The sequence below is a fragment of the Streptomyces sp. NRRL B-1347 genome, assembly GCF_000720325.1.
Taxonomy (GTDB): domain Bacteria; phylum Actinomycetota; class Actinomycetes; order Streptomycetales; family Streptomycetaceae; genus Streptomyces.
Genome location: NZ_JOJM01000024.1, coordinates 35,160 through 55,965, shown reverse-complemented (window position 1 = coordinate 55,965; position 20,806 = coordinate 35,160). Strand labels below are relative to the sequence as shown.

At 73.1% G+C, this 20,806-nt stretch carries 21 protein-coding genes and 1 riboswitch; of the genes, 10 read left to right on the top strand and 11 right to left on the bottom strand.

Going from position 1 to position 20,806, the window contains the following annotated elements; genetic code table 11:
• Window positions 1-131: 131 nt before the first annotated feature.
• Window positions 132-383, top strand: coding sequence for a (2Fe-2S)-binding protein (locus IG74_RS0121185; protein ID WP_030679435.1), 252 nt, complete (start codon window positions 132-134; stop codon window positions 381-383).
• On the opposite strand, the gene bfr is transcribed toward IG74_RS0121185, so the two are convergent.
• Window positions 380-859, bottom strand: coding sequence for a bacterioferritin (gene bfr, locus IG74_RS0121180; protein WP_030679434.1), 480 nt, complete (start codon window positions 857-859; stop codon window positions 380-382). The two genes, IG74_RS0121185 and bfr, sit on opposite strands and share 4 nt — an antisense overlap.
• Window positions 860-1,014: 155 nt before the next feature.
• Here bfr and IG74_RS0121175 point away from each other — a divergent pair, with 155 nt between their 5' ends.
• Window positions 1,015-1,647 carry a sulfite oxidase-like oxidoreductase gene (locus IG74_RS0121175; protein ID WP_030679432.1) on the top strand — a complete coding sequence of 211 codons (633 nt, stop codon included), beginning with the start codon at window positions 1,015-1,017 and terminating at the stop codon, window positions 1,645-1,647.
• Window positions 1,648-1,679: 32 nt separating this feature from the next.
• Here the strand turns inward: IG74_RS0121175 and IG74_RS0121170 are convergent, their stop codons facing one another.
• The 5 genes from IG74_RS0121170 to thiO all read right to left on the bottom strand — a co-directional run bounded on the left by IG74_RS0121170 (window position 1,680) and on the right by thiO (window position 6,879).
• Window positions 1,680-2,543 (bottom strand): deoxyribonuclease IV, encoded by an 864-nt coding sequence (locus tag IG74_RS0121170; RefSeq protein WP_030679431.1) that lies wholly within the window; start codon window positions 2,541-2,543, stop codon window positions 1,680-1,682.
• Window positions 2,544-2,609: 66 nt separating this feature from the next.
• Window positions 2,610-4,613: a Stk1 family PASTA domain-containing Ser/Thr kinase gene (gene pknB, locus IG74_RS0121165; protein ID WP_030679430.1), complete on the bottom strand. Its 2,004-nt coding sequence runs from the start codon at window positions 4,611-4,613 to the stop codon at window positions 2,610-2,612.
• 91 nt (window positions 4,614-4,704) lie between these two features.
• Entirely contained in the window at window positions 4,705-5,499 is a 795-nt protein-coding gene (locus IG74_RS0121160; protein ID WP_030679429.1) for a thiazole synthase, read from the bottom strand.
• 4 nt (window positions 5,500-5,503) lie between these two features.
• Complete coding sequence (gene thiS, locus IG74_RS0121155) at window positions 5,504-5,725, bottom strand: sulfur carrier protein ThiS (RefSeq protein ID WP_030679428.1); 222 nt, start codon at window positions 5,723-5,725, stop codon at window positions 5,504-5,506.
• Complete coding sequence (gene thiO, locus IG74_RS0121150) at window positions 5,722-6,879, bottom strand: glycine oxidase ThiO (protein WP_030679426.1); 1,158 nt, start codon at window positions 6,877-6,879, stop codon at window positions 5,722-5,724. Before thiO ends, thiS begins: the two co-directional genes overlap by 4 nt.
• 195 nt (window positions 6,880-7,074) lie before the next feature.
• Window positions 7,075-7,187: riboswitch (TPP riboswitch) on the bottom strand.
• 82 nt (window positions 7,188-7,269) lie between these two features.
• Here thiO and IG74_RS0121145 point away from each other — a divergent pair.
• The 5 genes from IG74_RS0121145 to IG74_RS0121125 all read left to right on the top strand — a co-directional run bounded on the left by IG74_RS0121145 (window position 7,270) and on the right by IG74_RS0121125 (window position 11,843).
• On the top strand, window positions 7,270-8,490 hold the full coding sequence (locus tag IG74_RS0121145) for an NAD(P)/FAD-dependent oxidoreductase (protein ID WP_030679424.1): 1,221 nt from the start codon (window positions 7,270-7,272) through the stop codon (window positions 8,488-8,490).
• Between the two features lie 106 nt (window positions 8,491-8,596).
• Entirely contained in the window at window positions 8,597-8,962 is a 366-nt protein-coding gene (locus tag IG74_RS0121140; protein ID WP_030679421.1) for an Rv2175c family DNA-binding protein, read from the top strand.
• Window positions 8,963-9,037: 75 nt separating this feature from the next.
• On the top strand, window positions 9,038-9,700 hold the full coding sequence (gene thiE, locus IG74_RS0121135) for a thiamine phosphate synthase (RefSeq protein ID WP_030679419.1): 663 nt from the start codon (window positions 9,038-9,040) through the stop codon (window positions 9,698-9,700).
• 256 nt (window positions 9,701-9,956) lie between these two features.
• Entirely contained in the window at window positions 9,957-10,877 is a 921-nt protein-coding gene (gene metF / locus IG74_RS0121130) for a methylenetetrahydrofolate reductase [NAD(P)H] (RefSeq protein WP_051855101.1), read from the top strand.
• A gap of 42 nt (window positions 10,878-10,919) precedes the next feature.
• Window positions 10,920-11,843, top strand: coding sequence for a hypothetical protein (locus IG74_RS0121125; RefSeq protein ID WP_030679412.1), 924 nt, complete (start codon window positions 10,920-10,922; stop codon window positions 11,841-11,843).
• A gap of 4 nt (window positions 11,844-11,847) precedes the next feature.
• Here the strand turns inward: IG74_RS0121125 and IG74_RS0121120 are convergent, their stop codons facing one another.
• From IG74_RS0121120 to IG74_RS0121100, 5 genes are all read right to left on the bottom strand, one after another.
• Complete coding sequence (locus IG74_RS0121120) at window positions 11,848-13,410, bottom strand: phytoene desaturase family protein (RefSeq protein WP_030679409.1); 1,563 nt, start codon at window positions 13,408-13,410, stop codon at window positions 11,848-11,850.
• A gap of 90 nt (window positions 13,411-13,500) precedes the next feature.
• A complete protein-coding gene (locus tag IG74_RS0121115; protein ID WP_030679402.1) occupies window positions 13,501-14,115 on the bottom strand; it encodes a DUF4126 domain-containing protein in 615 nt (204 codons plus the stop codon).
• Between the two features lie 392 nt (window positions 14,116-14,507).
• Entirely contained in the window at window positions 14,508-15,125 is a 618-nt protein-coding gene (locus tag IG74_RS0121110) for a TetR/AcrR family transcriptional regulator (protein WP_030679400.1), read from the bottom strand.
• Window positions 15,126-15,154: 29 nt separating this feature from the next.
• Window positions 15,155-17,239, bottom strand: coding sequence for a YhgE/Pip family protein (locus tag IG74_RS0121105; protein ID WP_030679397.1), 2,085 nt, complete (start codon window positions 17,237-17,239; stop codon window positions 15,155-15,157).
• On the bottom strand, window positions 17,211-18,029 hold the full coding sequence (locus tag IG74_RS0121100; protein WP_030679394.1) for an ATP-binding cassette domain-containing protein: 819 nt from the start codon (window positions 18,027-18,029) through the stop codon (window positions 17,211-17,213). Before IG74_RS0121100 ends, IG74_RS0121105 begins: the two co-directional genes overlap by 29 nt.
• A 308-nt stretch (window positions 18,030-18,337) precedes the next feature.
• On the opposite strand from IG74_RS0121100, the gene IG74_RS0121095 reads away from it, so the two are divergent.
• The 3 genes from IG74_RS0121095 (at window position 18,338) to IG74_RS0121085 (ending at window position 20,629) form a co-directional block, all read left to right on the top strand.
• Complete coding sequence (locus IG74_RS0121095; protein WP_030679391.1) at window positions 18,338-18,868, top strand: SAV_6107 family HEPN domain-containing protein; 531 nt, start codon at window positions 18,338-18,340, stop codon at window positions 18,866-18,868.
• A gap of 203 nt (window positions 18,869-19,071) precedes the next feature.
• Entirely contained in the window at window positions 19,072-19,908 is an 837-nt protein-coding gene (locus tag IG74_RS0121090; RefSeq protein ID WP_030679388.1) for a methyltransferase, read from the top strand.
• A gap of 301 nt (window positions 19,909-20,209) precedes the next feature.
• On the top strand, window positions 20,210-20,629 hold the full coding sequence (locus tag IG74_RS0121085; protein WP_030679385.1) for a DUF3040 domain-containing protein: 420 nt from the start codon (window positions 20,210-20,212) through the stop codon (window positions 20,627-20,629).
• Window positions 20,630-20,806 lie beyond the last annotated feature (177 nt).

Sequence of the window (20,806 nt, the reverse complement as noted above, 5' to 3'; positions counted from 1 at the left end):
GCAGAGACAACCGCCGGTGGGGCACGGATCCGTGTGATCCGTGCCCCACCGGCGTATCCGGGGCTTTTGTGTGCCCGATGTCGCGGGTAAGGTTAGGTTAGCCTCACCGATCAATCGGGACGGCGTTACCGATGAGTCCTGACCGGGAGGTGAACCGCGTGTACGTCTGCAACTGCTTCGGGGTCACCGAGGCGCAGGTGAAGAAGCACGCGGCGGACGGCGCCTGTACCCCCCGCCAGATAGCGTCGGCCTGCAAGGCGGGCACGGACTGTGGTTCGTGCGTACGACGCATCCAGGCGCTGCTCGGCCGGGGCGCGTGCCCGCGCCGTGAGCTCGTGGACCAGGGAGAGCCGGTGCTCTTCGACCTGGACGAGGCCGCCTAGCTCTCCGGCTGCTCGATGAGCTGCGCGATGTACAGCGCCTCGCCGAGCTTCTCGACCAGCTCCAGCTGGGTGTCGAGATAGTCGATGTGGTGCTCCTCGTCCTCGAGGATCGACTCGAAGATGTTCGCGGACGTGATGTCGCCCTTGGCGCGCATCACCTCGATCCCGCGCTTGAGGCGGTCGATCGCCTCCACCTCGATCTGGCGGTCCGCCTGGAACATCTCGGTGACGGACTGGCCGATGCGTACGTGGAACAGCCGCTGGTAGTTGGGCAGGCCGTCGAGGAACAGGATCCGGTCGGTGAGCACCTCGGCGTGCTTCATCTCGTCGATCGACTCGGACCGGGTGAACTTGGCGAGCTTCGTCCAGCCGTTGTTCTCCTGCATCTTGGCGTGCAGGAAGTACTGGTTGATCGCGGTGAGCTCGGCGGTCAGCTGCTCGTTGAGGAATTCGATGACCTCGGGGTCGCCCTGCATCGCAGAGGCTCCTTCCAAGCGGGGGGACTGGCAGGTAGCGCGCATCCTTGCACTGGCGTCCGAGAGACGTCCAGTAAGTGCACGCTTAGTAGGAGTTGCCCGAATCCGCGTATACCTGGTCACGTCCACTGCTTCCGGTCTGTCAGGATGGAGCCATGGGTCAGCCGGTGGGTCGCACATCTCGAGACGTAGTGGAGCCGGACCTTCCGCCGGGGCAGCGACTGCAGCGCGGCTGGCCGGTCACGCACTACGGCCCGGTTCCCAAGTTCCGCCCGGAGCGCTGGGACTTCAGGGTCTTCGGCGCCACCGCCGACGGTGAGAAGCACGCCTGGACGCACGAGGAGTTCTCGGCCCTTCCGTACGCGACGGTGGTCGCGGACCTGCACTGCGTCACGAAGTTCAGCATGCTCGGCGCCGAGTGGGGCGGTGTGCTCGCCCGCGATCTGACCGCCCTCGCGCCGCCCGCGCCGAACGCGACCCATGTGATGGTCTGGGCCGAGTACGGCTTCAGCTCGAACCTGCGCCTGGCGGACTTCCTCAGCGACCGCACGATTTTCGCCACGCACAAGGGCGGCGAGCTGCTCACCGCCGAGCACGGTTTCCCGCTCCGGCTCGTGGTGCCGCACCTGTACGCCTGGAAGGGCCCCAAGTGGGTCCGCGGCATCGAGTACATGACCGCTGACCGCCGCGGCTTCTGGGAGGAGCGCGGCTACCACAACATCGGCGACCCCTGGCGCGAGCAGCGCTACTCGTACCAGGAAGAGCCCGGGGACGGCCCCGAGCTCTGATCCCGGCGGGGTCCGGGGTCCGAGGTCCGGGGTCAGGAGTCGCGGAGCTCCTTGAGGCGGGCCACGTCCGCCGCGTGCCCCTCCTTGCCGCCGGGCGTCTCGATGACCAGCGGGACGCCGTCCGTGGCCGGGTGGGCCATCAGCTCGCGGAACGCCTCGGCGCCGATGTGGCCGGTGCCGATGTTCTCGTGCCGGTCCTTGTGCGCGCCGACGACGTCCTTGGAGTCGTTGGCGTGCACCAGCTTCAGACGGCCCTCGCCGACGGTGTCGACGAGCAGGTCGAGCGTCTGCTTCACGCCACCGGGGCCGGCCAGGTCGTGCCCGGCCGCGAAGATGTGGCAGGTGTCCAGGCAGACGCCGAGCTTCGGATGGGCGTCCAGGGCCTCGAAGTACGGGCCGAAGTCCCAGGTGCGGGAGCACAGCGACGCGCCCTGGCCCGCGGTCGACTCCAGGAGCAGGAACGGGTCGTCGTCGTGCGTCAGCTCGTCGAGCAGCGGCAGCATGTGCTCGCGCACCTGGCGCAGCGCCACGTCGCGGTGGCGGCCGCCGGTGGCCGAGCCGGTGTGCACGACCACGCCGAGCGCGCCGATCTCGCGCCCGCGGCGCAGCGAGTGCCGCAGCGACTCCACGGACTTCTCGACCGTGGCCTCGGTGTGCGAGCCGAAGTTGATGAGGTACGGGGCGTGGACGTACGCCGGGATCCCCTCGGCGGCGCAGGCCGCGCGGAACGCCTCGTCCTGCTCGGGGTTGCCGGGGGGCGTCGCCCAGCCGCGCGGGTTGGCGACGAAGACCTGGACGGTCTCCGCCGCGAGGTCGCGGGCGTAGGCGAGGCCGATGCGGGCGAGGCCGCCGGCGACGGGGACGTGGCTGCCGATGAGGGACTTCTTGCTGCTCATTGGATCCAGGGTGGCATGCCGCGGGGACTGGTCCCTCGCGGGGGCGCCCCCGCGAGGGCCACCCGCTCAGCGAATCGTGATCGTGACGGTCGACCCCTTGGGGGCGGTGTCGCCCGGGTCCACCGACTGGTCCTTGACCGTGTCGCCGAAGAGCCCGAGCAGGCCCCGGTCCTTCTCGACGTCGAACCCCGCGGCCTTCAGCGTGTCCTCGGCCTCGTCGACCTTCATCCCCTCGACGTCGGGGACCTCGATCATCTCCGGGCCCTTGGACAGCGTCAGCGTCACCGTGTCGCCCCCGGCGAGCCGCTTGCCCTCCTCGGGGGACTGCTCGGCCACGGTTCCCTTGTCCTCGTCGGAGAAGACCCGCTTCGGCTCGATCTTCACCTTGAGGCCCGCCTCTTCGAGCTCCTCGCGCGCGTCGCTCTCCGAGTCGCCGGTGACGTCCGGCACGTCGATGGGGCTGCCCTTGCTCACCAGGAGGGCGACGGCGGTGCCCGTCCTGCGGACCGTGCCGGGCTTCGGGTCGGCGCTGATCACGGAGCCCCTGGCCACGTCCTCGCTGAAGGTCTTGGTGACCATTCCGGCGCCGAGCCCGGCGTCGTCCAGCTTGTCCTTCGCCTCGGAGAGCGGCGTGCCCTCCAGGTCGGGGACCTTCACGGTCTGCGGGCCCAGTGAGACGGTCAGGGTCACCTTGCCGTTCTGCCGGATGCGGTCGCCCACGTCGGGGTCGGTGGCGATGACCGTGCCGCGCTTGTCGGTGTCGCTGTACTTGCCCTGGACCTTGCGCACGTCGAGCCCGACGTCGTCGAGCCGCGCGCGGGCCTCCTTCTCGGTCTTGGCGAGCACCGCGGGGACCGTCGTGAACTGGCCGGAGTTGATGTACCAGACGCCCGCGCCGACGCCCAGGACGAGCAGGACGGCCGCTATCGCCACGGTTATCCCGCGCCGGGCGAGCAGCCGCTGCCGGATGCGCTCCTTGACGGAGGCGGGGCGGGCGGCCGGTGCCCCGGCGGGGCGCGGCGGGGGCGGCGGGGTGCGCAGGACGCTGGTCCGGTTCAGCCCGTCCTGCCCGTTCTGCCCGACCTGGCCCGGGTTCCCGACGTCCCGGGTGGCGGGCAGCGGCAGCTGCACCGCGCCCACCGCGCGCGGGATGACGCTCGTACGGTCCTCGGAGGCGTCGTGCTCCGCGGAGCGGGCCAGCGGCGGCACCGTGTCCAACTGCTCGTCGGTGAGCGCGAAGCGGGCCTCGCGCAGCTGCGCGAGCAGGGCCACCGCGTCGTACGGGCGGAGGTCGGGGTTGCGGGCGGTGGCCGTCGCGACCAGCTCGTCCAGTTCGTAGGCGAGGCCCGGCACGGCCGCGGACGGCGGGGGCACGTCCTCGTTCAGGTGCTGGAACAGGACCTGTGCGGCGGAGTCGCCGGAGTGCGGCTTGGCGCCGGTCAGCATCTCGTACAGGACGACCCCGGACGCGTACACGTCCACGCGGGTGTCCGCGGTGCCGTGCTCGATCTGCTCGGGGGCCAGGTACGACACCGTGCCGAGGACGGTGCCCGTGGTGTTCGTCACCGAGTCCACCGCGCGGACCAGGCCGAAGTCGGCGACCTTCACGCGGCCGTCGTCCCCTATGAGGACGTTCTCCGGCTTCATGTCGCGGTGCACGAACCCGGCGCGGTGCGCGGCGCCGAGGGCGGCGAGGACCGGCTCCAGGATGTCGAGGGCGGCCCGCGGCCGCAGGGCGCCGCGCTCGCGGAGCACGTCGCGCAGGGTGCAGCCCGCGATGTACTCCATCGCCAGGTACACGTACGGGCCGTCGGTGCCCTGGTCGAAGACCCCGACCACGTTCGGGTGGGCGAGGCGGGCGACCGACTTGGCCTCCCGGATGAAGCGCTCGACGAACGACGCGTCGGCGGCCAGCGTCGGGTGCATCACCTTGAGCGCGAGCACGCGGTCCAGGCGGGTGTCCACGGCCCGGTAGACCGTGGCCATCCCGCCGACCGCGATCCGCCCGTCCACGCGATACCGCCCGTCGAGCACCTGCCCGACGAGGGGGTCCTTAAGGGTCGTGTCCACGCAGGGGAGTCTACGAGCCGCCACTGACGCCCGGACCGCCCCGGGCCCCGCCCGGGGCAGACTGCAGCGGACCTGTGACCGAGCCCACGGCTCAGAAGGCGGGCCGCTCCGGGTCCAGGGCCGCGAGGCCGTCCGCGGGGGACGACGCCTCGGCGAAGTGCCGCCGGGGGATCCGCCCGGCCCGCCGGGCGAGGCGCCCGGCGACGACCGCGTGGCTCATGGCCTCCGCCATGAGGACCGGCTCCCGCGCCCGCGTGACCGCGGAGGCCAGCATCACCCCGGCACACCCCAGCTCCATCGCGAGCGCCACGTCGGACGCCGTCCCCGCGCCCGCGTCCAGGATCACCGGCACGCGCGCGTGCTCCACGATGAGCTGGAAGTTGTGCGGGTTGCGGATGCCGAGCCCGGAGCCGATGGGGGAGCCGAGCGGCATCACGGCCGCGCAGCCGACGTCCTCCAGCTTCCGGGCGAGGACGGGGTCGTCGTTCGTGTACGGAAGGACGGTGAAGCCGTCGTCGACGAGTGTCTCCGCGGCGTCGAGCAGCTCCACCGGGTCGGGCAGGAGCGTGCGCTCGTCGGCGATCACCTCCAGCTTCACCAGGTCCGTGCCGAGCGCCTCGCGCGCGAGGCGCGCGGTGAGCACGGCCTCGCCCGCGGTGAAGCAGCCCGCCGTGTTGGGCAGGACGCGGATGCCGAGGCGCTCCAGGACGGACAGGACGGAGCCGTGCGTACCCGGGTCGACGCGTCGCATCGCGACGGTGGTCAGCTCCGTCCCCGAGGCCACCAGGGACCGTTCGAGGACGTCGAGGCTCGGCGCTCCGCCCGTGCCCATGATCAGCCGGGAGGACAGCGTGAGGCCGCCGATGACGAGGGGGTCGTCCGCCATGTCGTCAGCCTCCTTGGACGGCGGTGAGGACTTCGACGCGGTCGCCGTCCCGGAGCGCGGTGGTGGCCCACTGCGCGCGCGGGACGACGGTTTCGTTGAGGGCCGCGGCGACGCCGGACGGCGCGGCGGTCAGCTCGGCGACGACGGCGTCGAGCGTGGTGCCCGCGGCGACGGCGTGCGCCGCGCCGTTGACCGAGATGGCGGAGACGGCGGAGGGCGTGGTCATACGGGCAGCTCCGAGAGGTGCTGGGAGGTGGCGTGAACGGCCGCGGCGAAGCGCCGCGGCGTGAACGGCCGGGCCTCCTGCGGCAGTTCGCCGGTGGTCAGGACGTGCGCCATGACGTCGCCCGTGACGGGGGCCAGGAGCACGCCGTTGCGGTAGTGGCCGGTGGCCAGGTGCAGGCCGGGCAGGGCGGTGGGCCCGAGCAGCGGCGCGTTGTCGGGCGAACCCGGCCGCAGCCCGGCCCGGGTCTCGACGAGCGGCAGCTCCGTGATGCCCGGGACCAGCTCGTGGGCGTCGCGCAGCAGCTCGTACACGCCGCCCGCGGTGACCGTGGTGTCCCAGCCGAGCTCCTCGCTCGTCGCGCCCACGACGAGCTCGCCGCTCAGCCGCGGCACCAGGTAGACGTGGCTGCCGCGGACGACGGCGCGCACGGTGCGGCTCAGGAACGGCGCGTACCGCTTCGGCACGGTGAGCCGCAGGACCTGGCCCTTCACCGGCCGCACCGGCGGCAGCACGTGGTCCGGGACACCGGTGAGGCGCCCGCTGAGGCTGCCCGCGGCGAGGACGGTCTGCCCGGCGGCGAGCGTGGTGCCGTCGGCGAGGACGACACCGGTGGCGCGGTCCCGTACGACGACGAGTTCCCGTGCCCACGCGCGCGTGAAGGCCACTCCGGCCCGCTCGCACGCCACGAGGAGGGCCGCGGTGAGCCTGCGCGGGTCGACCTGGTGGTCGCCGTCGACGCGGAGGCCGCCGCGCACCCCGGGGGCGAGCATCGGTTCGAGGCGGCGGCACTCGCGGCCGCTCAGCCACTCCGACCGCAGGCCCGACTGCTGCTGGAGGAGGTGCAGTTCGCGCAGGTGGGCACGGTCGTCGGCGTCGAGCGCGACGGCCAGCGTGCCGCACGCGCGGTAGCCGATGTCCTCGCCGGACGCCTCCGTCAGCTCGGCGGCGAAGTCCGGATAGCGCCGGGCGGAGGCCAGGTTCAGGCCGAGCAGCGTCTGTTCGCCGTGGTGCAGCTCGGTGACGGCGGCCAGCATGCCCGCCGCGACCTGCGCGGCGCCGCCGCCGGGCTCGGGGTCGACGACCGTGACGGACAGGCCGCGCCGCGCGGCCCGCCAGGCCGTGACGAGACCGATGACGCCACCGCCGACGACCACGACGTCCGCCGTGCGGCCGGTCGGTGGCGACGGCGGTGGTGACGTACGAGAAGGCGACGTCGACGGCGACGTCGACTGTGATGGTGACGTCGGCGGCGACTGTGATGGTGACGTCGGCGGTGACGAACAAGAAGATGACGTACGAGAAGGTGACGTACGGGAAACGGACGCGTTCGGTGGATTCGTACGGGAACGCATGGGCGTCCAGCCCCTCCCTTCGCCGGCATGACCCGGATCAGGTTCGTACGGTCGGAGGCCGTCCCAGCCTCCCTCTCAGCCCGGTCGTCCGGGCTCCCGCGAGTGCTCTGCACCGGCCACCCTAGCCCGTCGCCCGCCGGGCCGGTAAGCCCGTCGTGTGCACGCGCCGGGGCCCGTCCTACAGTTGATCGGGTGAGCGAAGAGCGGAAGCGGGCGGGACAGCGGGTCGTCGTCGTGGGCGCGGGCATGGCCGGGGTGCAGACGGCCGTGGCGCTGCGCGAGCAGGGGTTCACCGGCTCGGTCACCTTGATCGGCGCGGAGCCCCACCAGCCGTACGACAGGCCGCCGCTGTCCAAGGCGGTGCTGCTCGGCAAGGCCGAGGGCTCCGCCTTCGACATCGACTTCGAGGCCCTCGGCATCGAGCTGCGCCTCGGCGTCGAGGTCACAGGCGTCCGCCCCGCGGACCACGAGCTGGACACGGCGGCGGGCCCGGTCGGATACGACAGCCTGGTGCTCGCCACCGGTGCCGAACCGATGCGCCTGCCCGGCTCCGACGGCGTTCCCGGAGTCCATCTGCTGCGCACGCTCGACGACGCCGAGCGGCTGCGGCCCGTGCTCGCCGAGCAGCACGACGTCGTGGTCGTCGGGGCGGGCTGGATCGGCGCGGAGTTCGCCACGGCCGCGCGGGACGCGGGCTGCGCGGTGACGGTCGTGGAGGCCTCCGGGCGTCCGCTGGCGGGCGCGCTGCCCGCCGAGGTCGCGGCCCCGATGGCGGCCTGGTACGCCGAGGCGGGCGCCGAACTGCGCACCCACACGCGCGTGGCGCGCGTCGAGCCGGGCGCGGTCCTCCTCGACGACGGCAGCCGGCTGCCCGCGGGCGCCGTCGTCGTCGGCATCGGCGCGCGGCCCGCGACGGCCTGGCTCGCCGGCTCCGGCATCGAGCTCGGTGTCCACCACGAGGTCGTGGCCGACGACCGCCTCCGCACCTCCGCGCCCGACGTGTACGCGGTCGGCGACTGCGCGTCCTTCCCTTCGGGCCGGTACGGCGAGCGGCTCCTCGTCCACCACTGGGACAACGCCGTGCAGGGTCCGCGCACGGTGGCCGCCGCCCTCGTCGGCGAGGCACCGGAGGCGTACGACCCGGTCCCGTACTTCTGGTCCGAGCAGTTCGGCCGCTTCGTCCAGTACGCGGGCCACCACGCGGCCGCCGACGAGCTGATCTGGCGCGGCGACCCCGCGACCCCGTCCTGGACGGTCTGCTGGCTCCGCGACGGCGCCCTCGTGGCCGTCCTCGCGGTGGGCCGCCCCCGTGACCTGGCGCAGTCCAGGAAGCTGATCGACGCCGCCACCCCGATGGACCCGGCCCTGGTCGCGGACCCGGCGATTCCGCTGAAGAAGGCGATCCGCGCCTAGGCCCGGTGCGCGGCGGACCGCGGCGGTGTCCTAGAGCACACGGGCCCGGGGCCGAAGCCACGGCCCCCCGCTACCGGCACCCGGCCGGAGGTGGCACGCTTGATCCGTGACCGAGATTGACGCAAAGACCGATGCTCTCGTCCCCGCCTGGCTCCACCTCCCCGACATCGCAGAGATGCTCGACATCGAGGTGACGCGCGTGCGGCAGCTGGTCAAGGAGGGCCAGCTGATCGCCGTGCGACGCGGTGAGAACAGGACGCTTCAGGTGCCGGCGGCCTTCATCGACGGCGACAAAGTCGTCAAGGGCCTGTCCGGAACGCTGACGCTCCTGCGGGACGACGGTTTCTCCGACGAAGAGGCGCTCGAGTGGCTCTTCACCCCCGACCCGACCCTGCCCGGCACCCCCGCGCAGGCACTGAGCGAGAATCGCGGCACGGAGGTGAAGCGCCGCGCGCAGGCGCTCGCCGTCTGACCTGACCACCATCTGGCGTACGGGCGCGGGCAACGGCCCGGCCCGTACGCCACCGACATCCGGGGGGAACGCTCCATGGCCACCGACACGGCGGGCGGCTCCGCACGCGCCCGGCTCGCGGACGCGCGGCTCTATCTGTGCGTGGACGCGCGCAAGCGCCAGGGGGACCTCCCGCAGTTCCTGGACGCCGTCCTCGCGGGCGGCGTCGACATCGTGCAGCTGCGCGACAAGGGCATGGAGGCCGCGGAGGAGCTGGAGCACCTCCAGGTCTTCGCCGACGCCTGCCGCCGCCACGGCAAGCTCCTCGCGGTCAACGACCGCGCGGACGTCGCGCACGCCATCGGCTCCGACGTGCTGCACCTGGGCCAGGGCGACCTGCCGGTGCCCGGGGCCCGCGCGATCCTCGGCGCGGACGTCCTCGTCGGCCGCTCCACGCACGCCGAGGACGAGGCCGCCGCGGCCGCCGTCCAGGAGGGCGTGGACTACTTCTGCACAGGGCCCTGCTGGCCGACGCCCACGAAGCCGGGCCGGCACGCTCCTGGTCTGGACCTCGTGCGCTACACGGCCGGGCTCGGCACGGACCGCCCCTGGTTCGCGATCGGCGGCATCGACGCGGGCAATCTGGATGAAGTTCTCGAAGCGGGCGCCCGTCGGGTGGTCGTCGTCCGTGCGATCACGGAGGCGGACGACCCCGGCGCCGCCGCGGCGGACTTCGCGAAGCGGCTCCGCACGGCCTGAAGCGGCTCCGTACGGCTGAAGCGGCTCCGTACGGTCTGACAGGACGGTGGCGGCCGTCGTGCGCGGCCGACTGGCATACGACGGCGGCACGCGCCCGAGGCGTGCGCCTGAGAGGTACGCCGATCGCATCAATATGTACGTACACCCGTCTGATCAATAGCTTGTGGGTGTCCGAGGAGCGGACAACAAGCTGACCAAATGGACATATCACCTGCCTTTGGTTGGGCGACCGGCGTGGCCTGGCTAACCTGCCGGTATGGCCCTAGGCACTGCTTCCACCAGGACGGACCGCGCACGCACCGTGCGCGACATGCTCGCGACCGGCAAGACCACGTACTCCTTCGAGTTCTCTGCGCCGAAGACCCCCAAGGGTGAGCGGAACCTGTGGAACTCGCTGCGCAGGGTCGAGGCGGTCGCGCCGAGCTTCGTGTCCGTGACGTACGGAGCCGGTGGCTCCACGCGCGCGGGCACGGTCAAGGAGACCCAGCAGATCGTCGCCGACTCGACGCTCACCCCGGTCGCCCACCTCACCGCCGTCGACCACTCGGTCGCCGAGCTGCGCAACATCATCGGGCAGTACGCGGACGCCGGGATCCGCAACATGCTCGCGCTCCGCGGTGACCCGCCCGGCGACCCGATGGGCGAATGGGTCAAACACCCCGAAGGCCTGACATACGCCGCCGAACTGGTCCAGCTCATCAAGGAGTCCGGCGACTTCTGCGTGGGCGTCGCGGCCTTCCCCGCGAGGCACCCGCGCTCGGCCGACTGGGACTCCGACGTCCGGCACTTCGTCGACAAGTGCCGCGCGGGCGCGGACTACGCGATCACGCAGATGTTCTTCCACCCCGAGGAGTACCTGCGGCTGCGCGACCGCGTCGCCGCGGCGGGCTGCGAGACGCCGATCATCCCCGAGATCATGCCGGTCACGAACGTGCGCCAGCTGGAGCGGCTTCCGCAGCTCAGCAACGCGGACTTCCCGCCCGCGCTCAAAGAGCGGATCCTCTCGGCGCAGGACGATCCCGCCGCTGTACGCTCCATTGGTATCGAGTTCGCGACGGAGTTCTGCGCGCGGCTCCTCGCCGAGGGCGTCCCGGGGCTGCACTTCATCACGCTGAACAACTCCACGGCGACACTGGAGATCTACGAGAACCTGGGCCTGCACCACCAGCAGGCCTGACCGGTCGTACCCGCGCGGCGACCGCAGGGGAGAGGGGCGTACATGGGCTTGACGGTCCTCTACATCGCGTTCGGCGCGGTCGCGCTGTGGCTGCTCGGCGAGGTGTTGCTGCAGTACAAGGCGCGGCTGCGCTGGCGGATCCTCGCGTTCGGCGGCTTCCTCGGCGTGGTCGTCGGCGTGCTGCTGTCGTCCGTCCTCGTGATCGCGGCGGGCGCCGTTGCCTTCGCCGTCGGGCAGACCTATGTGACGCTGTCGTTCCGCCGCGGCTTCGCCAGCGGCTGGGCGATCGGCGGGAAGCCCGGCGCTAGCAAGCGCCGCAAGGCGGGTTCCGGCGCCGCCGCCCAGCAGCCCACGCTCCAGGTCTCCGACCTGGAGTACGAGGCGGACGCCGCCGCTCCGGGCGCGTCCGCCGAGCCGGACGCGCTGGAGTCGACGGCCATGATGGAGGTGCAGACCGCAGGGCCCGGCGTGTACGCACCCGAGCCGATGCCCGACGACACCGGCCAGTACGGCGTCTACGGAGGCGCCCCGCAGGCCCCGCCCGCCCCCGCCGACGGCTACGCCTTCGACACCTACGCCCCGTACGACCAGCAGGGCGCACCGGCCCAGCAGGACCCCCTGAACTTCGCCTACGGCGACACCGGGGAGCAGCGGTACGCCGCCTACTCCGACCCGTACATCGGCCCGCAGACGTACGGCGCCCAGCCGAGCTACGACGCGTACGCCGACAAGGCCGCCTACGCGCCCTACGGCGGGGACACCTACAGCGCGGGCTTCCAGGACACCCCGCCCGGCGGCGTCTGGGTGCCGCACCAGCGCACTGGCGACGCCGCGCCCTATGGCTCCGAACCGCCGCCCGAGCAGCCCCCGTACCCGCCGTTCGACCCCGCGGAGGGCGAGCCGGAGCACGGGAACGTCTTCGGCTACGAGCCGGGGTACAACGGCGAGCAGCAGTACCGCTACTGACGGCTCACTGGGAGCCGCGGAACTCCGGCCCCTCCACGATCAGCCCGGCGACCAGCGTGCCGGACATGCCCGCGTGCGGCAGCCCGCCGCCGGGGTGCGCCCAGCCTCCGGCCGCGAACAGGCCCGCCACGGCCGTGCTGTTGGCGGGGTGCAGCAGGCGCCCTCCGGCCGCCGCGAGAGCGGGCGCGGGGACCGCGCCGCCGACGGCGCCGGTGGCCTCCTCAACATCGGCCGGGGTGCGGACCTCGTGCCACAGGAGGCGGTCGCGCAGGCCGGGGACGGCGGACTCGGCGCGCTCCAAGAGCCCTCGTACGTCCGCGTCCGTGACGGTGGCGCCCGCGGGGACCGTGGCGGTAAGGGTCACGGCCTCGTGGTCCGCGTCCGGCCTGCTCGCCGGGTCGTCCGGGCGCAGGACGGCGAGGGTCGGGGCGGCGGGGAGCCCGGGGCGCGGCCCGAAGACCCGGTCGAGCTCGTCCGCGCGGTCCGGGGTGTGCAGCACCGTGCGATGCGGGGTGCCGTCGGGGCGGGCTCCGCGCAGGGCCAGCAGGACGGTGAGACGGCTGGGGAGGCCGGACTGCGCGGGGACGTCGCCGGAGGCGCGGGCCGGTGTCCCCGTGCCGGTGCCGATGCCGGTGCCTGTGTCCGTACCTGTGCCCGTGTCCGGGCCGGTCGTGTCGGACAGCAGGGCGTCGAGGGCGCGCGGCGGGATGCCCGCCACCACGAAGTCCGCGTCGACCACGGTGCCGTCCGCCAGCTCGACGCCCGCCGCGCGGCCGTCCTTGACCACGATCCGCGTCACGGCCGAGCCGAAGGCGAACTCGACCCTGCGGGCGCGGCACCGCTCGTACACCGCCCCGGCGAGGGCGTGCAGGCCGCCGCGCACCGACCACGAGCCGAAGGTCTGCTCCAGATAGGGCAGGACGGCCGCGCTCGCGGGCGCCGTCCGCGGGTCGAGGCCGTGGGCGAGGGCGAAGTGCTCAAGGAGGGCGCACAGCCGGGGCTCGCCGTCCAGCTCGAAGGCGCCGATCTCGGCGAGCGTGACCGCGCGCCGCTCCTTGCGCAGCAGCCTGCGGCGGGCGACCGAGGGGTAGGGCTCGCGGTCGGCGAGCACCTGCCAGTTCGGCCACAGGGGCTCTTCCAGGAGGGGGCGGCGGGTGCGGTCCCAGGCCTCCCGCGCGCGGTTCATGAACGCCGACCACAGGTCGCCCGCGCCGGAGCCGAGGGCCGCGTCCAGGGCCTCGCTGACGCCCGCCCGCGAGGCGTTCGGCAGGTCCGTCGTCGTGCCGTCCGCGAAGACGTGCCGGACCGCGGGCTCGACCTGCGACAGCTCGACGCAGTCTTCAAGGGACTGCTTGCCCGTCTTCACGAACAGGTCGCGGTAGACCGCGGGCAGGTGCAGCAGGGCCGGGCCCGTGTCGAAGCCGAAGCCGTCGCGCTCCACGCGGCCGACCGCGCCGCCGTACGTCCGCGAGCGCTCGTGCACCACCACCCGGTGGCCCGCGACGGCCAGCCGGGCGGCGGCCGTCATCGCGCCCATCCCGGCGCCGATCACCACAATCCGTGCCATGCCAGGGACTTTATCCGCCGCCACTGACAACGCCGTCGGCCGCCCGCCCCTACGGCCCCCGCCCCGGCGGCGGCGCGGACCGGGAGCGGTTCAGTCCGGTGGCCGGTCCGCCGCGGCCGCGAGGCGGCGCTCCTCGCGGCGCTGCGCCCTGCGCCGCAGGAACCGGCGGATGCGCGAGGCGAGGAAGGCAAGCAGCAGCACGCCGAGGAGCAGCAGCACGCCCGCGATGATCGCCGCGGCCTCGGGGTGGAACATCGCGAAGCTGACCACCCCGCCGACGCCGAGGTCCTCCGCCGTGCTCAGGATCGCGTTGCTGAACGGCTCCGGCGAGGTGTTGACCGCCATCCGCGTCCCGGCCTTCACGGCGTGGCTCGCCAGGGCCGTGGAGCCGCCGATGGCGCCCGCCGCCACGTCCGACAGCGAACCGCTCTGCCCGGCGAGCAGCGCGCCCACCCAGGCGCCGGACAGCGGTCTGATGACGGTGTGCACGGCGTCCCACACCGAGTCCACGTACGGGATCTTGTCGGCGACAGCCTCGCAGGCGAAGAGCACGCCCGCGGCGATCAGCACCCCCGGGCTCTGCAGCGACTCGGGCACGTCGTCGGAGAGCCCCGTGGCGCCGAAGACGCCGAGCAGCAGGACCACCGCGTAGGCGTTGATCCCGCTGGCCCAGCCGCTGGTGAACACCAGGGGAAGTACGGACACGGACGTGATCGTAACTAGCAAGCGACGTTCCGGCCTGCGCTTGAGCACCCGGGTCTGAGTATCCGTACCTAGGGGCGGAGATGAGTACGCGCGCGGATGGGGTCCGACGTGCGCGGACGGGAGAGTGATGACACGGAGAAGGGCGCGGCACCGGCACCGCCGACACGGGGCGGCGGAACGGGGCGGCGCCCTTGGCCGCTCCTCCTGCCTGCACAGGGCGGGAGCGAGGTCACGGGGGCGACCGGGGGAACGACCACGGGGGTCGCGCGGGGGACCGAGAAAGCGCCGGTCCGGTGTGCCTGTGCCAGGCCGCACCGGACCGGCGCCGCGCGACGGGGACGCGTACGAACGGGTGAACCGGAGGCCGTGTGCCGGCCGGTGGCCCGCCCGGGTCAGCGGCTGCCGCTCACCCGCCCCTGGAGCAGCCGGGACAGCGCCGCGTGCACGTCATCGAGCGAGCGCTCCGGCTGGAAGGACTGCCAGTCGAGCGCGGCCACCAGGACCATGCCGACGAGCGCCGCCGCCGTCAGGGGGATGTCGATCTCCTCGCTGAGCTCGCCGTTGGCGACGCCCGCGCGCAGGACGTCCTCGACCACGGCGACGGCCTGCTGGCGGACGACCATCAGCGTGGACTGCCAGGCCCGGTTCGTCCGCCACAGCTCGGCGACGTACAGCTGGGTGAAGGCCGGGTAGCGGTCGATGAAGAGGAGGCCCGCGCGGATCATCGCGTCCAGGGCGTCGACCTTGCTGCCGCCCTCCAGGACGGTCCGCTCGGCGGCGTCCTTCAGGGAGGCGGTGAGCAGGCCGACGCCGTGCCGCAGCAGCTCTTCGAAGAGGACGGACTTGCTGGCGAAGTTGTAGTAGACCGTGCCTTTCGCGACACCCGCCCGTTCGGCGATCTCGTCAACTGTCGTGGCGGAGAACCCCTGTTCCGCTATGAGGGTGACGGCGGCTTCGTACAACTTCTGCCGGGTGGCCTCACGCCGCGTGCTGCTCGCGCTGCTTTCCATGTGCCTGATTTTCACAGGTTCCGTCCCGTTCACAGGCTCAGCTCCGGATGCAGCCGGTCGAGTGTCCACACCTGCTTGCGGCGCGCGGTGACGGCGGTGAGCGCGAGGGCGCCCGCCGTGAACGCCGCCAGGACCGCGCACGCCTGCCATACCGGGCCCAGGCCGCCGCCCGTGATGAGCCTCCTGAGGGCGTCGACGACGTAACTCATCGGCAAGTAGGGGTGGATCGCGCGGAAGAAGCCCGGGCTCGTCTGCACGGGGTACGTGCCGCCCGCCGACGTCAGCTGGAGCATCAGGACCGCGAGGACGAGGATGCGCCCGGCCGCCCCGAAGCGGGCGTTCAGCCACTGCACGATGGCCGCGAAGCAGGCCGTCACCAGGGTCAGGAAGCCGATGGTCCCGGCCGCCCGCGTCATCTGGAGGCCGAGGCCCCAGTGCAGCACGGACATCAGCGCGGCCACTTGCAGCACCCCCAGGGCCGCGACCGGCAGCCAGCCCGCGAGCGCGACGCGCCACGCGGCGGCGCCCGCGGCGAGCGCCCGCCGGTTGAGCGGCTGGATCAGCATGTACGCCACCATCGCGCCGACCCACAGGGACAGCGGGATGAAGTACGGGGCGAAGCCGGTGCCGTAGTTGGGCGCCTTGTGCAGCGACTGGGAGGCGAGCTGCACCGGGTCGGCCATGACATCGGTGCGCTGGTCGCGGTCCTTCTTGTCGTAGTCGGGGATCTTCTTGACGCCGTCGTGCAGGCCGCCCGCCAACTTCTCGGAGCCGTCGGCCAGTTTGAACATGCCGCCGTCGAGGTCGCTCGCGCCCGTCTTCAGCTTGCCGACGCCCGTGTCCAGGTCCGTGGCGCCGGTCCTGGCGGTGCCGAGGCCCGTGTGCAGCTTCTTGGCGCCCTTGGCGACGTCTCCGGCGCCCTTGTTGAGCGCGTTGACGTCCCTGACGGTCTTGTCCAGCTCCTCGTCCAGGTGCGGGGCGCGGTCGGCGAGGCCCTGGGCCTTCTTCTGGAGCGTGGCGAGGCTCGTGTCGAGCCGCTTCAGGTCGCCGTTCTGGTCCTCGACCAGCGTGTCGACGTCCCCGGCGACGGTCGAGACGTCGGCCGCGACCTCCTTGGCCTTCTTCAGCTTCGGGCACCAGGAAGGGGCCTCGGGGGCTTGCCGGCACTGCTCTTCGTAGAGGCCGTCCAGGGCGGCCGACGCCTCCTTGGCGTCGGCGGCCGCCTTGGGGGCCCGCTCGACCAGGGTGGCCAGGTTGTGGCGGACCGCCTTGGAGGAGTCGGCGACGAGCTGCGCGCTGTCGCCGAGGGTCTTGCCGTTGTCCTTCAGATACGGCCGCACCTTGGCCGCCTCGCCGTTGACGCGGTCGGCCAGCTTCCGCGTGCCGTCCGCGACGCGGCGCGAGCCGTCCTCCAGGTCGCCCGCGCCGGTGTGCAGCTTCCCGATGCCCGAGGCGAGGTCCCCGCTGCCGTCCTTGGCGTTCTTCAGGCCGTCGACGAGGTCCTTGGAGCCCTTCTTCGCCTTTCCGATGCCGCCTTCGAGCTTGTCGGCGCCCTTGGCCGCCTTCGCCGTCGCCCCGTGGATGTCGGAGAACGAGATGAAGATCTTGTCGAGGAAGCCGCGCGAGGCCTTCGTGGAGGCCGCCGTGCGGACCTCCGAGAACACCGTGCGGGAGATCTGCCCGACGATGTAGTTGTTCGCGTCGTTCGTGCGGACCTGGAGGGCCCCCGCCGCCGGAGAGGCGCCCGAGCTCGACGCGACGCGCTCGCTGAAGTCCGACGGCATGGTCAGCGAGAGGTAGTACGTGCCGTCCTCGACGCCCTCGCGGGCCTCGGCGGAGCTCACCTCGCGCCAGTCGAAGGTCTCGCTGTCGCGCAGCTTCTTGACGATGCCGTCGCCCGCCGCGAGCTTCTTGCCGTCGACCGTGGCGCCCTTGTCGTCGTTCACGAGGGCCACGGGGATCCGGTCGAGGCGGCCGTAGGGATCCCAGAACGAGCACAGGTACAGCGCGCCGTACAGCAGGGGGAGCAGCAGGAGCGCGACGAGTGCCGCGCGCGGGAGCCTGCCCCTGCCGAAGCGCTTGAGCTCAAGCGCGGCGAGCTTCGGGGAGCGCATCCGCCGTCTCCTTGTCGTCGGTGGGGTCAGTGGAGTCAGTAGGGCTGGAGGGGGCGGTCCGCTCGGCGGGGGAGGGCGCGGTGCCGGACGTGCTGCCCGCCACCGTCGATACGACGACCGCGCCCTCGGGGGCCTCGCTGCACACGGCCACGACCGTCGTCCCGCGCGCGGCGACGGACCGCAGCAGGTCCCAGGCGGCGTCCCGCTCGGCGTCCGACAGCTTGAGGTCGGTGTCGTCGACGCCGAGCAGCCGGGGGCGCCCGATGAGCGCGAGCGCCACCGAGAGCCGCAGCGCGTCGAGGCGCTCCAGGTCCCGCACCGACGTCCGCGAGCCCTTGGGGAGCGCGCCGGCGTCGAGCCCGGCGGCCCTGAGCGCGGTGTCGATCCGCAGCCGGGACTCGGTCGCCCGCTCGCTGTGCGGGCGCAGCAGCCCGCGCAGCGAGCCCTCGTACCGCCGCTCCAGGAGCGCGCGCTCCCGCAGGTGCTCGGCGACGGTCAGCGCGGGGTCGAGGTCGTTGACGCCGGGGACCGGGCCGAGCGCGCTGATCCGGCGCACCGCGGCGAGCTGCCCGGGCAGCCGGGCGCGGCCCACGGACGCCGTGCCCTCGGTGGTCCGCATGCGCCCCGTGAGGGCGAGCAGCAGACAGGTGCGGCCGGACCCGGAGGGGCCTTCGACGGCGATGAGCGCGCCCGGCTCCGCCGTGAAGCCGATGCCACGGAACGCCCAGCCCCGTGGTCCCTGGAGTCCGAAGTCCGCCGCACTGACGGCGGCGCCGTGCGAACCGTTCACGGTCTTCCTCGCCTTTCCACGTCGTCCGAAGCGTGTGAGCCGAAAAGCCGGGCAAGCCCAAAGGCCGGGCAAGTCGGCGAGCCGAGCCGCCGGGCCGAGACGCCGGGCCGGGCCGCCGGGCCGGGCCGAGCCGAGTCGTCGAGCCGAGTCGAGCCGAGCCGAGAGTTTTTGAACTGACCAGTCAGTACAAAAGGTAGCCCGAACCCCCGATCGAGGCAAAGGGCCAGGTCAGCGCGATTGTCAGTGGCGTACCCCACGATGGGCACATACGGCCACTGCGCCGTCACACAGACGACAGGAGGTTCGTCATGGCCCGTTCGCACGCAGCGGCCGCCGCACACCGGCGCCGCGCCGCAGGCCCTGCCCCCTCACTGACCGGTCCGGCGAGCGACGTGCACCCCGTCCTGCGCCGCGCCACGGCCCCGCCCGCCGCCCTCGAACTGCTCGCCCAGGCCCGCGCCGGACTCGACGAGGCCGCCCGCCTGGACCCTCCGAACGAGCGCTATGCCACGGCCCACCTGGCCGCCCTGCGCACCGCGGCCGCGGTCCTCGCCGCCCGCGGCCGCCCCGAGCTCAACCCCCGGCGCAGGCAGCGCATCCGCAGCGCCTGGGAAGTGCTGCCCGAGATAGCCCCCGAGCTGACCGAGTGGAGCGCCCTGTTCGCCTCCGGAGCCGCCCGCAGGGCCCGCGCGGAAGCGGGCATCCAGGGTGCGGCCAGCGTCCGCGACGCCGACGACCTGCTGCGCGACGCGGCGATGTTCCTGCGCATCGTCGAGCGGATGCTGGTCCTCCAGCCGGTCCTTCCGCAAGCGCGCCAGGAGTCACCGGATGCGGGCTGACCTGGGCGTGCGCCACGCGGCCCGTGAGCGGCCCCGCGGCGCGCGCCCGGCCCGGGCGCGCCCGGGTGCCGACGCGAGCGGCCGCCCGCGCCGCCCGCCCCCGTGGATGCCGGGGCACGGCTCCGAAGGCAATAGGGTGGGACCGCCCGTACCCGAACAGCCCGCCGACACCCAGGCGGAGCCGCGCCGAGGAGTCAACTGCCGTGTCGGACCCGATGCGCCCGCCCGCCTCCCCCCGTCACCCGCAGACGGCGTCGCTGCGCTCCGACCCCCCTCGCCCGCGCGCTTCCCTCCGTACCGCCGTGGTCTGGGACGTCCTGAAGGACGCCCTCGACCGCCGGGTCAAGGCCACCGCGGGCGACGCCCCCGGGGGCCTCGAGGTCCTGGACACCGGCGGCGGCAGCGGCAACTTCGCGGTGCCCGTGGCCCGCCTCGGCCACCGCGTCACGGTCGTCGACCCCAGCCCCAACGCGCTCTTCGCGCTGGAGCGCCGCGCCGCCGAGGCGGGCGTGGCCGACCGCGTGCGCGGCGTCCAGGGCGACGTGCACGGCCTCTTCGACGTCGTCGAGCGCGGCGGCTACGACGCGGTGCTCTGTCACGGCGTCCTGGAGTACGTGGACGACCCGGCCGAAGGCGTGCGCAACGCCGTCGGCGCGCTGCGCCCCGCCGGCGTCCTGAGCCTGCTCGCCGCGGGCCTCGGCGGCGCCGTCATCGCCCGGGCCCTCGCCGGTCACTTCACCGAGGCCCACAAGGCGCTCGAGGACCCGGCCGGGCGCTGGGGCGAGGGCGACCCGGTGCCGCGGCGCTTCACCGCCGAGCAGCTCACCGAGCTGGTCGAGGGCGCGGGCCTGCGGGTGGGCGGCGTGCACGGCGTGCGGGTCTTCGCCGACCTCGTGCCCGGCGTCCTCGTCGACACCGAGCCCGGCGCCCTGGAAGCCCTCCTGAAGCTGGAGGCGGCGGCCGCCGAGCTGTCCGCGTTCCACTCCGTGGCCACCCAGCTGCATGTGCTCGGCGAGACGCCCGAGGCGAGCGGGGCCTGAGCTCCGACCGGCCGCTGGGACTCCTGTGATACCTGGGGCTACCACGCTGATCAGGGACGCAGCAGCGCATGGAGTACGCCACAGGCCCCCCGAACGGGCTACGGGCGCCGTATGATCGAGGGACACCGTCCGGCATGACAGACCGGCCGCTGGGGAATGCAGGCTTCAGCGAGCCGGAGCGACCTGACGGTCCGGTTTGGCGAAGTTGGCGCAGAGGGGCGGGTTTCACGGGGGCGATTCCCTGCCTATCCTGAAGGGGACCCCCCGGTCGCCCCGGCGACTGCACGATGAGGAGGACTCCGTGCCGCTCTCGGAGCACGAGCAGCGCATGCTCGAGCAAATGGAGCGAGCGCTGTACGCCGAAGATCCCAAGTTCGCGACAGCGCTTGAGGGAAGCGGGCTGCGTACGTACACCCGGAAGCGGGTCTACCAAGCGGTCGCGGGCTTCCTGGTGGGTATCGCCCTTCTCATGGCCGGAATGGTCGCCCAGCTGATCTGGGTGAGCGTGGTGGGATTCCTCGTCATGCTGGGATGCGCGGTGCTCGCCGTCACCGGTTGGCGCAAGGCGCCCAAGCCGGGCGAGCAGGCCCCCGGCACCCCCAGTGCAACCGCTGCCCCGCACGGGCGGCGGCAGCATCAGCCCAGGCAGCGGCGGTCCATGATGGACCGCATCGAGCAGCGTTGGCAGCGCCGCAGGGACGAGCAGCAAGGCGGCCAATAGCCTCCGATGATTCCCCGCCGCGCCTGACTTCTGTCGTGCCCAAGGCCCGGTCGCGCATCGTGCGCGCCGGGCCTTGTCGCTGCCCGCGTCCTGGCTGAGTCCTGCCCGAAGTCCTGTCAGCCGCCGTACTCGCCGATCCCGCGCCCCCGTGATCCGGACGGCCCCACCACCCCGGAC

What these genes read in the sequence shown, in the direction of transcription:
- IG74_RS0121175 (WP_030679432.1), top strand. Translation starts at nt 1,015, where the DNA reads ATGGGTCAGCCGGTGGGTCGCACATCTCGAGACGTAGTGGAGCCGGAC.
- metF (WP_051855101.1), top strand. Translation starts at nt 9,957, where the DNA reads ATGGCCCTAGGCACTGCTTCCACCAGGACGGACCGCGCACGCACCGTG.
- IG74_RS0121125 (WP_030679412.1), top strand. Translation starts at nt 10,920, where the DNA reads ATGGGCTTGACGGTCCTCTACATCGCGTTCGGCGCGGTCGCGCTGTGG.
- IG74_RS0121105 (WP_030679397.1), bottom strand. Translation starts at nt 17,239, where the DNA reads ATGCGCTCCCCGAAGCTCGCCGCGCTTGAGCTCAAGCGCTTCGGCAGG.
- IG74_RS0121185 (WP_030679435.1), top strand. Translation starts at nt 132, where the DNA reads ATGAGTCCTGACCGGGAGGTGAACCGCGTGTACGTCTGCAACTGCTTC.
- IG74_RS0121170 (WP_030679431.1), bottom strand. Translation starts at nt 2,543, where the DNA reads ATGAGCAGCAAGAAGTCCCTCATCGGCAGCCACGTCCCCGTCGCCGGC.
- IG74_RS0121110 (WP_030679400.1), bottom strand. Translation starts at nt 15,125, where the DNA reads ATGGAAAGCAGCGCGAGCAGCACGCGGCGTGAGGCCACCCGGCAGAAG.
- thiE (WP_030679419.1), top strand. Translation starts at nt 9,038, where the DNA reads ATGGCCACCGACACGGCGGGCGGCTCCGCACGCGCCCGGCTCGCGGAC.
- IG74_RS0121160 (WP_030679429.1), bottom strand. Translation starts at nt 5,499, where the DNA reads ATGGCGGACGACCCCCTCGTCATCGGCGGCCTCACGCTGTCCTCCCGG.
- thiS (WP_030679428.1), bottom strand. Translation starts at nt 5,725, where the DNA reads ATGACCACGCCCTCCGCCGTCTCCGCCATCTCGGTCAACGGCGCGGCG.
- bfr (WP_030679434.1), bottom strand. Translation starts at nt 859, where the DNA reads ATGCAGGGCGACCCCGAGGTCATCGAATTCCTCAACGAGCAGCTGACC.
- IG74_RS0121120 (WP_030679409.1), bottom strand. Translation starts at nt 13,410, where the DNA reads ATGGCACGGATTGTGGTGATCGGCGCCGGGATGGGCGCGATGACGGCC.
- IG74_RS0121095 (WP_030679391.1), top strand. Translation starts at nt 18,338, where the DNA reads ATGGCCCGTTCGCACGCAGCGGCCGCCGCACACCGGCGCCGCGCCGCA.